This is a genomic window from Asticcacaulis sp. DW145 (assembly GCF_037101385.1).
Classification (GTDB): Bacteria; Pseudomonadota; Alphaproteobacteria; order Caulobacterales; family Caulobacteraceae; genus Asticcacaulis; species Asticcacaulis currens.
On sequence record NZ_AP029025.1, the window covers coordinates 953,291 to 966,768 of the forward strand.

The following is a 13,478-nucleotide window of genomic DNA, read 5'->3' on the forward strand; positions in this document are numbered from 1 at the left end:
ATAAAAGCTGAGGAAATCCCATGACCTACCGTGCCCCGCTCGCGGATCTCAAGTTCAGCCTGACGGCGGTAACGGGCATTGAGCGCCTGTACCAGAGTTCCGCCTATCCCGATTTCGACGGCGATCTGCTTGACGCGATTCTCGACGCCGCCGGGCAATTGTCCGAAGAGGTGCTGGCCCCGCTCAACCGCGTCGGCGATACGCACGGCGCGAAGCTCGAAAACGATAAGGTCATCGTGGCCCCCGGCTTTGCCGAGGCGGTGTCGGCCTTTGCCGAAGGCGGTTGGGCCGGCTTGGGGGCCCCGGTGGAACACGGCGGTCAGGCCATGCCCAAGGCGCTGGAAATGGCCGCCTATGAGATGTTCCACGCCGCCAATATGGCCTTTGCGCTTTATCCCACCCTGTCGCAGGCGGCCATCGAGGCCCTGCACCACCACGGCACCGAGCGTCAGAAGGCACTCTATCTGCCGCATCTGACCGGCGGGGAATGGTCGGGCACCATGAACCTGACCGAGCCGCAGGCCGGCTCCGATCTGGCGCTTCTGACCAGTCAGGCCGTGCCGGACGGCGACGCCTACCGCCTGACCGGGCAGAAAATCTATATCACCTGGGGCGATCACGAAACGCGCGATAATATACTGCATCTGGTGCTGGCGCGACTTCCCGGCGCACCTGAAGGGACACGGGGTATATCGCTGTTTTTATGCCCGAAATACCTCGTCAACGACGACGGCTCTCTAGGCGAACGCAATGCCCTGCGCGCCGTCGGGTTGGAGCATAAACTCGGCATCCATGCCTCGCCCACCTGTGTCATGGCCTTTGAGGGGGCGAAGGCCGAACTGGTCGGGCAGCCGCATCAAGGGTTGATGGCCATGTTCACCATGATGAACGCGGCGCGCCTCGCCGTCGGGGTGCAGGGCGTGGGCATTGCCGAACGCGCCTATCAGCAGGCGCTGGCCTATGCGCGCGACCGTCGTCAGGGCAATTCAATCCTCACCGGCGAAAAGAAGGCCCCGATCTTCGACCACCCCGATGTGCGCCTGATGCTGGCCCTGTCCAGAGCGAAGATCGAAGCGGCGCGCGGCCTCTGCCTGCTGACAGCCATGGCCGCTGACGACTACCGCCTGAATGCGGACGCTCGCGTGAAACGCCGTGAGGATTTTCTGGTCCCGGTCGCCAAGGCCTGGGCCACCGATATCGGTGTTGAAGTGGCCTCGACCGGGGTGCAGGTGCATGGCGGCATGGGCTTTATCGAAGAGACCGGCGCGGCCCAGCATTACCGCGACGCGCGCATCGCCCCGATCTACGAAGGGACCAATGGCATTCAGGCTGGCGACCTTGTGGGTCGCAAACTGGGGGACGACGCCGCTTCTGCTATAGAACTTAAAGAGGACATACAATCCTACATTCAAAATAATAGTTTAAACGATAATTTTAAGAAATCGGTTGAAGCGCTGGAGGCGGCCCTGACGGCCTTTGAAGCCGCCAGTCTGTGGCTGGTGGCGCAGAAAAAGGCCCGACCAGCGGACGTACAGGCCGGGGCGACGGCCTATCTGAAACTGACGGGGGATGTGGTGGGCGGCTACGTCCTGCTGCGCGGCGCGGTCGCAGCCACAGCGCGCCTTGAGGCGAATGAGGGCGATCCGGCATGGCTGAGGGCCAAGGTCGAGCTGTGGAAGCTCTATGCGGCGCATATCCTGTCACATGCGCAGGCGCTGCAAACCGCCATCACGGCCGGAGCCGGATCGCTGGAGGCTTTATCGGAGGGCCTCTAAGCCCGAATTAAGGCTTGCTCTTGCCCTGTCCGGCGGCCGAGGCACCGGACACTTTCGGTGCGCCTTTTTTCGGCAGGATGACCACGGGCGGCGGCGATGCCGATGAGGTGACGCCGGCCTTGACGCCCGGGGCCTGACCGCGGGCCGCAAACAACTGCTCGATGGTCTGGCGCACAAACACCGCGTGGGTGACAAGGCCCAGCTCAAGGCGCTGGGCATTGACCTCGACCTGCTTGGTCAGGATACCGGACACCAGCGTCACCTTCGGCATCTCGGTACCCGGTGCGCGCTCGGTATGTTCGGTCATGAAGACCGGCCCGCCGGAATTACCCGGAATGGCCGTCAGGTCGATCAGGAAGGTCGGGAAGCTGGATACCGGCCCGACCGGATAAGAGGCCAGCCGCCCGGCCCGCAGGATGGGAAAGCCGATCGTATTGGCCGAATAGCCATGCGGATAGCCGAGCGTCATCATCTCGTCGCCCGGTGAGACGTGCAACTGATCGAAGGAGCGCTCGTCGGCCAGCCAGCTCATCGGGATGGCCTTGTCCCTGTAGGACGGCGGCACCTGAACGGGGATGACGGCGATGTCCTGCTTGGGATTTTGTGTCCACATCGGCCCGGCATCGTTGCGGATGGGGATGCGGGTCGGGCTATATTGCCAGGTGCCATTGGCGGCCTTGACGCGCCAGCCGATACGCACTTCGTTCTGCGGCATCCGCTCGAAGACGTGGGCGGCGGTCACCAGCACCACTTCGGGGGCGGCCCCTTCGCGCGGCACAGAGACGAGAAAGCCTGTACCCACCATGCGCTTCTGATCATTGACCGGCTGGTCGATCTGAACGGTGGCTTCGATCAGGTTGAGGGTCAGGTCAGCATCCATATCCTATGTCTTACCCCCCAAATGGGCCAAAACCATGCCCAAAACACAGTCACGAATAAACAAGCCGTAAGTTGACGTCCGTTGGTGGATCGTATCAAGCTCTTACCTGTTCATCCTTGCGTCCCGGACGCAATTTGTCAAAGGTGCCTCCATGAAAAACCACCCGGTTCGTGGCCTTAATCGCCGAAATTTCCTGAATTATAGCGCGGGGGCCACCGTGGCGCTCCACGCCGGTCTGGTGGCTGCCCCTTCCTCCGTCCTTGCCGCAGAGAGTCTGATGTCCAAAACCCCCGCCCCCAAGCCCCTGAAGCAGCCGCATACGATCGAGCAACTGGGCTTCAGGCGCACCGACGACTATTTCTGGATGAAGGATGACAACTGGCAGGCGGTGCTGCGCGATCCCTCCGCCATCAAGGCCGATGTCAAGGCCCAACTGATCGAGGAAAACGCCTATACCAAAGCCCTCCTCAAGCCGACCGAGGCGCTTCAGACGACCATTTTCGAAGAGATCAAGGGCCGCATCAAGGAAGACGATTCGTCGGTACCCGCCCCGGACGGCGTGTGGGAATATTACGTCCGCTACAATATCGGCGGTCAGCATCCGATCAATGCCCGCAAACCGCGCAGCCAGGACAAGATCAGCCGCGAAACCGTGCCCTTCGCCAATATCCCGGCCGATGAGCAGATCCTGCTGGACGAAGACGCCGCCGCCAAGGGCCACGAATATTATGCAACGGCCACCACGACCCACAGCCCCGATCACACGCTCTACGCCTGGGCCGAGGACACGCAGGGCTCTGAGGTCTATAAGATCTACGTCAAAGACCTTGCCACGGGGCAAGTGCTGGGCAAACCGGTCGAAAGCGCCACGGGTGATTTCGTCTTCACGCCGGACTCGCAACATATCTTCTGGACCTTCCGCGACGACAATGGTCGCCCGTCCAAACTCTACCGCCGCCCGGCCAGGGGCGGTGAGGACGTGCTGGTCTATGAGGAAACCGATCCCGGCTTCTTCATGGGCGTTGGCCTGACCTCGGATGAGCAATTCATCCTGATCAGCATCAATGATCACGAAACCTCGGAGGCACTCCTGATCCCGGCCAAAACGCCGACCGCCGCCCCTGTGGTGGTCGAGGCGCGTCACACCGGCGTGCAATACAGCGTCGATCACTGGGACGATCGCTTCGTTATCCTGACCAATGCCGACGGTGCGGTCGATTTCCAGATTATGACTTCAAGCGCGGCGGTCCCGGCGCGCTCAACATGGAAGCCGTGGATCGCGCACCGTCCGGGCATCTACGTCACCGGTTTTGGCCTGTTCAAAGGTCACATGGTGCGTACCGAGCGCGAAAACGCCAATTCGCGCATCGTCATCACCAGAAAGGCCGACCTCAGCGAGCATGAGATCGCGGTGAAGGAAGAGGCCTATGCGCTGGGGCTGGGCGGATCGCTAGAATACGACACGACGGTGATGCGCTACACCTATACTTCACCCACCACGCCGGCCCAGACCTACGACTACGATATGACGACGCAGCAGAAGGTGCTGCGCAAGACCCAGGTCGTGCCGTCGGGCCATAACCCCGCCGACTATGTCGCCAAGCGTCTCTACGCCAAGGCGTCGGACGGGGCAGAGGTGCCGGTGACGGTGCTGATGAAAAAGGACACCCGGCTGGACGGCTCGGCGCCGCTGCTGCTCTACGGCTATGGCTCCTACGGCATTTCGATGGAACCGACCTTCTCGGTTTCGACCCTAAGCCTCGTCAATCGCGGCTTTATCTACGCCATTGCGCACATCCGCGGCGGCACGGAAAAGGGCTATAACTGGTTTCTAGACGGTCGAAAGTTCAAGAAAAAGAACACCTTTACCGACTTTATTGCCGCGGCGGAGCATCTGATTGCCAAGGGCTATGGCGCCAAGGGCCGCATCGTGGCGCAGGGCGGCTCGGCCGGTGGTATGCTGATGGGGGCCATTGCCAATCTGCGTCCGGACTTGTGGGGCGGCGTGATCGGTCAGGTGCCGTTTGTCGACGTGCTCAACACCATGAGCGATACCTCCCTGCCGCTCACGCCGCCCGAATGGCCGGAATGGGGTAACCCGCTGGAGGATAAGGCGGCTTACGAATACATCGCCTCCTATTCGCCCTATGACAATGTGTCGGCCAAGGCCTATCCGCCGGTGCTGGCCACGGGCGGCCTGTCCGATCCGCGCGTCACCTATTGGGAGCCGATGAAGTGGGCCTCCAAGCTGCGCGAATACACCACATCGGGGTCGCCGATCCTGCTCAAGATAAATATGGAGGCCGGGCACGGCGGGGCTTCGGGGCGTTTTGATCGCCTGAAGGAAACCGCGCTCAACTACGCCTTCGCCATCTGGGCGCTGGACAAGGGCTGGACCAAGCCTGCGTAAACCTGCTCTCCTCCCTGCGGCTTTGCTGTGGGGAGGTGGCATTTGAGCGATAGCGAAAATGACGGAGGGGGATACCTCCGAAGGCGTTGCAGACTCAGTCCCTGAACCAGATATCTCGCCAGATATCGCGTTTGAGGAAAGCCCCTCCATCAATCCGCTTCGCGTCCTGACACCTCCCCATGCCTTCGGCACAGGGAGGAGAAACCGACTGTTCTGTTAGAGCTCCCCATGCCCGAAATCCGTAAGGTTCAGGTCACCGACTTTGCCGCCATAGCCGAAATCTATCAGGACGGGGTGCTGAACGGCACCGGCACCTTCGACATCGTACCGCCGGGCGAAGACGCCATGCGGGCGCGCTGGCAGGAATTGCAGTGCATGAACCTGCCCTATCTGGTGGCGACCGAAGGCGATAGCGTCATCGGCTATGCCTATGCTTCGCCGTTTCGGGCGCGCATCGCCTATCGCTACGGCGTCGAGGACAGCATCTATGTCCACCCGGCGCACAAGGGCAAGGGCGTGGGCAAGGCCCTGCTCAGCGCCCTGATGGCGGCCTCCACCGAGGCCGGTTTCTACGCCATGTACGCCGTAATCGGTGACGCCGAAAACACGGGCTCGATCCGCCTGCATGAGCAGGCGGGCTTCGAACACACAGGCAAATTGCCAAAAGCGGGCTATAAGTTCGACCGCTGGCTGGATGTGATTTTCATGAGCAAACCCCTGCGCCCGACCGACGGCCCGGCACAGGGCATGGGCTGGGCGGGCAAAGGTGTTTAGCTAAAAAAAATGAAAGCCCAACTTCGGCAATTGCCAAAAACTTAAATACAAAAAAACTACTCTTGAGTGAGGTTTAGCCTCTCGGCTTTATACGTCCGTTTACCTAATAACCAGAACGGAAACTTCATTCTCCTCGTTTAAGCTTCCCCATCTGTTCATCGCTTAGCATTTGCAGAAGTTTTGATGCTCCTTCATTTGATGGTGCCCAAACGTTGTCCATCACCCCCGATTGAACGTCTGCAACTTTGCTTAGCATTATCGCCGTCTCTTGACGATTAAGAAGGCCCTTCTCAATCATGAGTTCCATCAGACCACGAAGTCCCTCTAATGCCGCAAACGAAATTGCGTCGTTTCAAATCATACCATCGTCACTCATTCTCAACCTATGTTCAAAGCAATTAGCCGCTAGGCAAGTATAACACGATTTACGTGTGATCTGAGAAGTATAGATCTAAAAAGATTAGCCCTCGCGGTGTTCCGCGAGGGCTAATCTTTTTTAGATCGTACCGTCGATTAACGGTAGGACTGGAACTTTTCGACGGTCGCCGTCATGCGCGCGTTCAGCGGCTTGAAGGTGTCCTTGAACGAGGCCGACAGGGTCTCGGTCAGGGCGTTCATTTCCGACACATAGGCTTCGAGCGCCGACTTGGCGTAAGACGACTGAAGCTCGATCACTTCCTGCACCGACTTGGCCGAAGACAGGGTCTTGGCAGCCGTAACGGCCTCTTCCCAGCTCTTCTTGGTGTAGGCCGCGGCCTGCGCGCCGACCGTTTCCGCGCCCTTGGTGGCGGCGGTCAGGCTTTCAACGACGGCCTCAACATTGGCCTTCGACAGGGTGTTGACTTCGTTCAGGGCGCCGAGCGTCTTTTCGACGCCGTCCTTGAACGCTTGGTTGGAAGCGGCAGTCACTTTTTCGACGGTCGCCTTGTAGGTTTCGGTATCCACCATGGCATTATCTCCACTCAGGTTAGGCGGGGTGTCCGCAAACCGGGCTGAACACGTCCGCTGGTGTGAAAGCGTCGCCCGTGATAAGCCTGTGTATAACGCAAGCGCAGCATGGCGTCAATAATTATTGTGCAGCGCACAAAACCTAACGCGATTGTGATAGGCTTTCCTCACCCCTCAGACGAATCCGGGCGCATTTTGGCCAAAAATGACCGCTTGTGTAAGAAGCTGGTAAGGAAATCGGGCGCTCTGATTAAGGATGAATGAATTGAGGCTGACAGACCTGCCCTTTCATGGTCTTATACCTCTTTCCGGTCAGGCGGCCTCTTGCGGCGTTTTGTCGCCGTTCAGTCAGTAGCAGCGTAAAAGCGGGATCATACGAATGCGTCAACAGATGTCTCACACGACCCAGACACGACACACGGCCAGGGTCGCGGCGAAAGAGGTCAACCTCAGGGCCATGCTGGCGACGACCGCCGCGGCTCTGGCGCTGATCGGCGTGCTGGTCGTATCCCCCGCCCGCGCTCAGGACCCGGCCGCCAGCGACCGCTATGCCGCCATCGTCGTTGATGCGCAATCGGGCGAAGTCTTTTACGCCATGCGCGCCGACTCGCCGCGCTACCCCGCCTCACTGACCAAGATCATGACTCTCTACATGGCGTTCGAGGAAATGGCGCAGGGTCGCCTCAAGCCCGATGACGTCATCACCCTGTCGGCTCACGCCGCGTCCATGCCGCCTACCAAGTCGGGCCTGAAAGCCGGTGATACCATCACGGTCGATATGGCCATGCGCCTGATCGCCGCCTATTCCGCCAACGATCTGGCCGCCGCTCTGGGTGAGCATATCGGCGGCTCGGAACAGCGCTTTGCCGCCCTGATGACCGTCAAGGCGCAGGAACTGGGCATGACGCGTTCCAACTTCGTCAATGCCTCGGGCCTGCCCGATTCGCGTCAGGTCTCCTCGGCGCGTGACTTTGCGGTTCTGGCGCGCGCCGTCATGCGCGACTTCCCGCAATATTACGAATATTTCCACGTGCGGTCGGTGCAGTTTAACGGCCGCACCTATTCGAACCACAATCCGCTTCTGGCCTATCCGGGCGTCGATGGCATGAAGACCGGCTTTATCAATGCCGCCGGCTACAATCTCGTCGCGTCGCAGCGCAAGGGCAATCACCGCCTGATCGCCGTCATGCTGGGCGGATCGGACAAGGCGCAGCGCCGCGAACACGTCACCACGCTGATGAATACCGGCTTCGACGTCTTTGCCCGCCGCGACAAGGGTGAGCAAATCGTCGTGGCCCAGAACGAATTCCGCAGCGCCATCGCCCCGAAATATCAGGTGGTGGGTGATTCCACCGCCTTGATGGCCGCGCTTGATGCGCAGGATGACGAGGACGGCACCACGGTGCAGCGCTTGTCCGGCACCGCCAAGGCCCCTGCCGTGGTCGCCGCGCTCAGTAAGGCCGAAAAGGCCGCCGAGGACAAGGCTGCGGCCAAAAAGACCTCGACCACCGCCGCCGCGAAGAAAAAGAAAAAAGACCCGGACGCCATCTGGGCGGTGCAGGTCGGGGCCTTCAAGCAGAAGTCGCTGGCCGCCGACTGGGCCAAGGACATCAAGAAGCGCTTCCCGACGCTCAAAGGGTTTGAAACCGACGTGTCGGAAAACGACGCCGGTCGCTATCGCACGCGCTTTATCGACATGACCAAGGCCGAGGCGCAAAAGGCCTGCAAGGCCATCGAAGCCAAGCGTCTCGATTGCATGGTGGTGAAATCGTAAGGTTTACGGCTGTGCCGGAGCTATTTTCGCTTCAATAACGTGTCCCGCGCGGCGTTGAGCTTCGCCGCCAGCGCATCAGACCCGCCCTGATCCGGGTGCGCGGCCTTCATGCGCTGTTTCCACGCCTTGACGATGGCGCGGCGATCCGCCCCGACCTCCAGCCCCAGCGTGCGATAGGCCTCGATCTCGGCGCTGGTCCAGGCACTCGCCGGTTTGGGCTCAGGCCGATAGCGCGCACCACCGGCCATGGCCAGAGCGACAGACACCAGCACACTGGCCAGAATGTATTGTCCTCGCGCCACGCAGATGACGCCCGCCATGGCCACGGCCACGGCCGATACGGCGGTCAGGGCGCGTCTTTGGCGAATCCACGGGCCGGGTTTGAGCTTCCCCAGGCGCGACTGGCGGCCGACCCAAACGAGCAGGGCAAAGGCAGCAGCAGCGGCAATAATCAGATACACGGGCGCGCTTTCCGGACGGAGGCGAAATTACTCCGCCGCTTCGAAATCGTCCTCGTCCGTTTCTAGCTGAGGCCCCAGTTCCGTCAACTGTTCCGACACCGCCGCCTCGTTTTCGAGATCGAGCGCCAGCATGACGGCACGGATTTCGGCGCGCGCCGACACGTGGGCCATGGACACGGCCACCGGCTTGATCTCCTCGCTGAGGTCGAGCACCGTTAACCCAAATGGGAACAGTTCACGGTACAGCACGCGGTCGCGCAGGCCCGCCGCGACGCGAAAGCCGATCCGCTTGCCCAGCGCCTGAAGCCGGTCGTCGATACGCTTGGCATTACGCGCCTGATTGGTGGCCAGACGGTTACGCAGCACGATCCAGTCGATGGTCTTGCCGTCCCAGGTGGCGCGCACCTTGCGCGAATTCCACACGGTTTCGGCATAGATGGACGGGCGTTTGACGTCGAGCGTCACCGGATCGACCTGCCCCAGCAGATCAAAGTCGATAAAGCTGTCGTTCATCGGCGTGATGATGACGTGCGCCACCGCGTGGGCACGGCGGGACAAAAAGCTGTCGCCGCCCGGCGTGTCGATAATCACATAGTCGGCCACGTCGATCGCTTCGCCGAGCGCGCGGTCAAAGGCGGCCTTGGCCTCGGAATCCGGCACCTTGACCAGCTCGGCCGGGTTTTTGTGCAGGAAGGGCTCGACGGCGTGTGGCAGGATTTTTTCATTGGCCGCCGCCCACTTTTTACGGTTCTCGAAAAAGTGCGCCAGCGAGCGCTGCCGCAGGTCGAGGTCGATGATAGCGACGCGCTTGCCCTGATGCAGCAAGGCCGCCGCGACGTGCATGGCGACGGTGGACTTCCCCGCCCCGCCCTTTTCGTTGCCAAAAACCAGAATACGCGCGTTCGACATGACCCTACTCCACAGCCCGAATCAGCACCCGATCCGGACTCCTTATCTTGGGCCACCCGCATCAGACGTCAATAATCGGTTAACGATTTAACGGGGACAGAACCGTCCGCAGAGCCTAGCCATTTGCGGACGCAGGGACTATATTGCCGTCATGACCACAGATAGCGATTACATCACCCGCACCGACCGTATCAAAATCCACGGGCCCGAAGGCTTCGAAGGTATGCGCCGCGCCGGCAAGGTCGCCGCCGACTGCCTCGACATGCTGATCCCCTATGTGGTGCCCGGCGTGAAGACCTCCTATCTCGATGATCTGGCGCGCGAATTTATCTTCGACCACGGCGCGCTGCCGGCCTGCGTCTTCTATCGCGGCTATATGCACACCGTGTGTATTTCGCCCAACCACGTCGTCTGTCACGGCATCCCGTCCGAAGCCAAGACGCTGAAGGACGGCGATATCGTCAATATTGACGTCACTGCCATTATCGACGGCTGGCATGGCGATACCTCGCGTATGTATGAGGTCGGCAATGTCAATGCCAAGGCCCGGCGTCTTGTCGATGTGACCTATGAGTCGCTGCATCTGGGTCTGGCGCAGATCAAGCCTGGCAACACGTTCGGCGACATCGCCCACGCCATTCAGACATACGCCGAAGCCCAGCGGTGCAGCGTGGTGCGCGACTTCTGCGGCCACGGTCTGGGACAGGTCTTCCATGACAACCCCAATGTCCTGCACTTTGGCCGCGCGGGCACCGGCCCGGTTCTGGAAGAAGGTATGTTCTTCACGGTTGAGCCGATGATCAATCTCGGCCGCCCGGAAGTGAAGGTGCTCAATGACGGCTGGACCGCCGTGACGCGCGACAAGTCGCTGACGGCGCAGTGCGAGCACAGCATCGGCGTGACGAAGGACGGGCTGGAAATCTTCACGGCCTCGGACAAGTTCCGCCCGCAGCCGGTGACCTGAGATAGCGGACATGGCTGAGGGGGAGCCACCGATAAGCGAAACCATCCTGCCCGACCCCGCCTTGCCTGAGCATGGGGGCCACAGACAGCGCCTGCGCGATCGGGCGCGGCGCGGCGGAACGTCGGTCCTGCCCGATTACGAGGTGCTGGAGCTGTTTCTGTTTCGCTCCATCCCGCAACGCGACGTCAAACCGCTGGCCAAGGCGCTGTTGAGCCGCTTCGGCAGCCTGTCCGCCGTGCTGTCGGCCCCGCTTGAGGACATGCTTCAGGTGTCGGCGCTCGACAACAAGGGCCGGTCGCTGAAGATGACGCCGGACATCGCGCTTGATCTGCAACTGATGTTCGAAGCGACGCGCCGCCTGATGGCCGAGCCGCTGAAACGCTCAACGGTCATCTCAAGCTGGCAGGCACTATTGTCGTACCTTCGCGTGACGCTGGCGCACGAACCGCGTGAGCAGTTCCGCCTGCTATTCCTCGACAAGAAGAATCAGTTGATCGCCGATGAGATCATGAATTACGCCCCGGCCTATCCGCGCGAAATCATGCGTCGGGCGCTGGAGCTGTCGGCCTCATCGGTGATTTTATGTCATAACCACCCTTCCGGTGACCCCATGCCGTCGCAGGGCGATATCGACATGACCAAGGCCATTATAGCCGCCGGGAAACCGCTGAAAATCGCCATCCACGACCACCTGATCGTCGGCCGCGAAGGTGTGCTGAGCATGAAACAGGTCGGCGCCATTTGATCTTTTAGCCACGAAAAACACGAAACGAAGTTCGGCGCAGCCAAAGCACCCCATTCATGGCTTGAGCCTTGCGCGCGAAGCGCTTGTTGCAATACCTGCCACAAGCCTTGAGAAGGCTTTTCGAGCACGGCTATTTTCAGCGCTCCGTTCGTGCTTTTCCTGTTTTTGGTGGCTAAACCTTCTTCCTCGCCCACTCCCAGACGCGCCATGCCAGCAGGACCGCGATGATCGCCGCATAGACCAGCGGCATCGACTTGTCGGCCTTGACCAGCAGGAAGTAGTGCAAGGCCCCCAGCGGCACGATCACATAGATCAGCCGGTGCAGATTCCGCCACACCACCCCGCCCAGCCGCCGGATGGCCGCATTGAACGAGGTCAGGGCCAGCGGGATCAGCAGCACAAAGGCCGCCATGCCAAAGGTGATATAGGGTCGCTTGAGGATATCCGACCAGATCTGCGCCCAGTCGAAATACTGATCAATCACCACATAGCTCAGCAGGTGCAGCGTCACATAGCCAAAGGCAAACAGGCCGATGGGCCGCCGCCAGCGGATCAGCCGCCCCTGCCGCAACAGGCGCGCTAATGGCGTCAGGGCCAGACCCAGCACCAGCAGCCGCAATCCCCATACCCCCAGTTGCCGCACCACCGTCTCGACCGGGTTAACCCCCAGATCATTATGGAAAAACCGCCACAGCAGCCACAGCACCGGCAACAGGCACAGGGCGCAGATCAGGGCGATATCCGGCGTAAACCCGCGCTTCGCCTTCATCAGTAGTACTTTTTCAGGTCCATGCCGGCATAGAGGTGCGCGACATTGTCGGCATAGCCGTTGAACATCAGGGTCGGGCGGCGCTTGAATTCCCCGATACGGCGCTCCGTGGCCTGCGACCAGCGCGGATGATCCACCTGCGGGTTCACATTGGAATAAAAGCCGTACTCGTTCGGCGCATACCGGTTCCACGAGGTCGGCGGCTCGCGCGTGGTGAAGGAAATCCGCACGATGGATTTGATCGACTTGAAACCGTACTTCCACGGCACAACCAGCCGGATCGGCGCGCCGTTCTGATTGGGAAGGAGGTCGCCATAGAGCCCGACGGCCAGCAGGGCCAGCGGGTTCATCGCCTCATCCATGCGCAGCCCCTCGACATAGGGCCATTGCAGAATACGGTCGGACACACCGCGCATTTCCTTGGGCCGCAGCGCCGTCTCAAAGGCCATATATTTGGCCTTCGACAACGGTTCGGCCCGCTTGATAACCTCGGCCAGCGGAATACCGATCCACGGGATGACCATCGACCAGCCTTCGACGCAACGCAGACGGTAAATGCGCTCCTCCAGCGCCCCCTTCAGCAGGGTTTCGATATCGACCGTCTGGGGTTTGGCGCAGTCGCCATCGAGCTTGACCGTCCACGGCCGCGTGGTCAGGGCTGAAGCGTATTTGACCGGCTCCAGCTTATCGGTGCCGAACTCATAGAAGTTGTTGTAGCCCGTCACGGCTTCGAGGTCGGTCGGCGTCTCATTGGTCCAGAAGGTACGTTTGGCATTCAGCTTGCCCGTCACCTGTGCGGCTTGCGCCCCCGCCCCGGCCAGCCCCAGGCCGAAGCCGATCCCCGCCGCCATGATCTCGCGCCGCCTGAGATAGATCTCCTTGGGAGTGACGTCGTTGTCGGTCAGATCGGGGGTGTGGCGGATCAACATGGGCAGTCTCCGTGAGTTCTACCAAGGTTATTGAAAATAGCACTCGGTATGCTGTTCGCGGCCGGATGCGATCCGCATCTTGGGCTGCTGGCATTACTCAGGACTATACGCAGAAACCGGCCATTTGGTGACACGCTAAA

13 protein-coding genes are annotated in these 13,478 nt (G+C 60.8%); 6 read left to right on the plus strand and 7 right to left on the minus strand.

All coding sequences use genetic code 11. The annotated features are described in order from the left end of the window. The first annotated feature begins 20 nt into the window (after positions 1 to 20). Entirely contained in the window at positions 21 to 1,775 is a 1,755-nt protein-coding gene (locus AACH73_RS15595; protein WP_338735817.1) for an acyl-CoA dehydrogenase, read from the plus strand. Between the two features lie 7 nt (positions 1,776 to 1,782). On the opposite strand, the gene AACH73_RS15600 is transcribed toward AACH73_RS15595, so the two are convergent. Further along, on the minus strand, positions 1,783 to 2,655 hold the full coding sequence (locus AACH73_RS15600; protein ID WP_338735818.1) for a serine protease: 873 nt from the start codon (positions 2,653 to 2,655) through the stop codon (positions 1,783 to 1,785). 277 nt (positions 2,656 to 2,932) lie between these two features. Between AACH73_RS15600 and AACH73_RS15605 the strand changes: the two genes are divergently transcribed. Then, positions 2,933 to 5,065, plus strand: a complete 2,133-nt coding sequence (locus AACH73_RS15605) for a S9 family peptidase (RefSeq protein ID WP_338735819.1) — start codon at positions 2,933 to 2,935, stop codon at positions 5,063 to 5,065. A gap of 228 nt (positions 5,066 to 5,293) precedes the next feature. Next, positions 5,294 to 5,839 carry an N-acetyltransferase family protein gene (locus AACH73_RS15610; RefSeq protein ID WP_338735820.1) on the plus strand — a complete coding sequence of 182 codons (546 nt, stop codon included), beginning with the start codon at positions 5,294 to 5,296 and terminating at the stop codon, positions 5,837 to 5,839. Positions 5,840 to 5,963: 124 nt separating this feature from the next. Here the strand turns inward: AACH73_RS15610 and AACH73_RS15615 are convergent, their stop codons facing one another. After that, complete coding sequence (locus AACH73_RS15615) at positions 5,964 to 6,146, minus strand: hypothetical protein (RefSeq protein WP_338735821.1); 183 nt, start codon at positions 6,144 to 6,146, stop codon at positions 5,964 to 5,966. A 206-nt stretch (positions 6,147 to 6,352) separates the two neighbouring features. Continuing rightward, a complete protein-coding gene (gene phaP, locus AACH73_RS15620) occupies positions 6,353 to 6,787 on the minus strand; it encodes a TIGR01841 family phasin (protein WP_126423973.1) in 435 nt (144 codons plus the stop codon). Between the two features lie 391 nt (positions 6,788 to 7,178). On the opposite strand from phaP, the gene AACH73_RS15625 reads away from it, so the two are divergent. Continuing rightward, positions 7,179 to 8,561, plus strand: a complete 1,383-nt coding sequence (locus tag AACH73_RS15625; RefSeq protein WP_338735822.1) for a D-alanyl-D-alanine carboxypeptidase — start codon at positions 7,179 to 7,181, stop codon at positions 8,559 to 8,561. A gap of 20 nt (positions 8,562 to 8,581) precedes the next feature. On the opposite strand, the gene AACH73_RS15630 is transcribed toward AACH73_RS15625, so the two are convergent. Beyond that, entirely contained in the window at positions 8,582 to 9,022 is a 441-nt protein-coding gene (locus AACH73_RS15630) for a molecular chaperone DnaJ (protein WP_272742572.1), read from the minus strand. A gap of 27 nt (positions 9,023 to 9,049) precedes the next feature. Further along, positions 9,050 to 9,931: a division plane positioning ATPase MipZ gene (locus AACH73_RS15635; RefSeq protein WP_272742573.1), complete on the minus strand. Its 882-nt coding sequence runs from the start codon at positions 9,929 to 9,931 to the stop codon at positions 9,050 to 9,052. Positions 9,932 to 10,082: 151 nt separating this feature from the next. Here AACH73_RS15635 and map point away from each other — a divergent pair, with 151 nt between their 5' ends. Together map and radC are read left to right on the plus strand one after the other, a co-directional pair. Continuing rightward, positions 10,083 to 10,895 carry a type I methionyl aminopeptidase gene (map, locus tag AACH73_RS15640; protein ID WP_338735823.1) on the plus strand — a complete coding sequence of 271 codons (813 nt, stop codon included), beginning with the start codon at positions 10,083 to 10,085 and terminating at the stop codon, positions 10,893 to 10,895. A gap of 10 nt (positions 10,896 to 10,905) precedes the next feature. Next, a complete protein-coding gene (gene radC / locus AACH73_RS15645) occupies positions 10,906 to 11,640 on the plus strand; it encodes a DNA repair protein RadC (RefSeq protein ID WP_338735824.1) in 735 nt (244 codons plus the stop codon). A gap of 172 nt (positions 11,641 to 11,812) precedes the next feature. On the opposite strand, the gene AACH73_RS15650 is transcribed toward radC, so the two are convergent. Continuing rightward, complete coding sequence (locus tag AACH73_RS15650) at positions 11,813 to 12,409, minus strand: protein-methionine-sulfoxide reductase heme-binding subunit MsrQ (RefSeq protein WP_338735825.1); 597 nt, start codon at positions 12,407 to 12,409, stop codon at positions 11,813 to 11,815. Next, positions 12,409 to 13,338, minus strand: coding sequence for a protein-methionine-sulfoxide reductase catalytic subunit MsrP (gene msrP / locus AACH73_RS15655; protein WP_338735826.1), 930 nt, complete (start codon positions 13,336 to 13,338; stop codon positions 12,409 to 12,411). Before msrP ends, AACH73_RS15650 begins: the two co-directional genes overlap by 1 nt. Between the last annotated feature and the right edge of the window lie 140 nt (positions 13,339 to 13,478).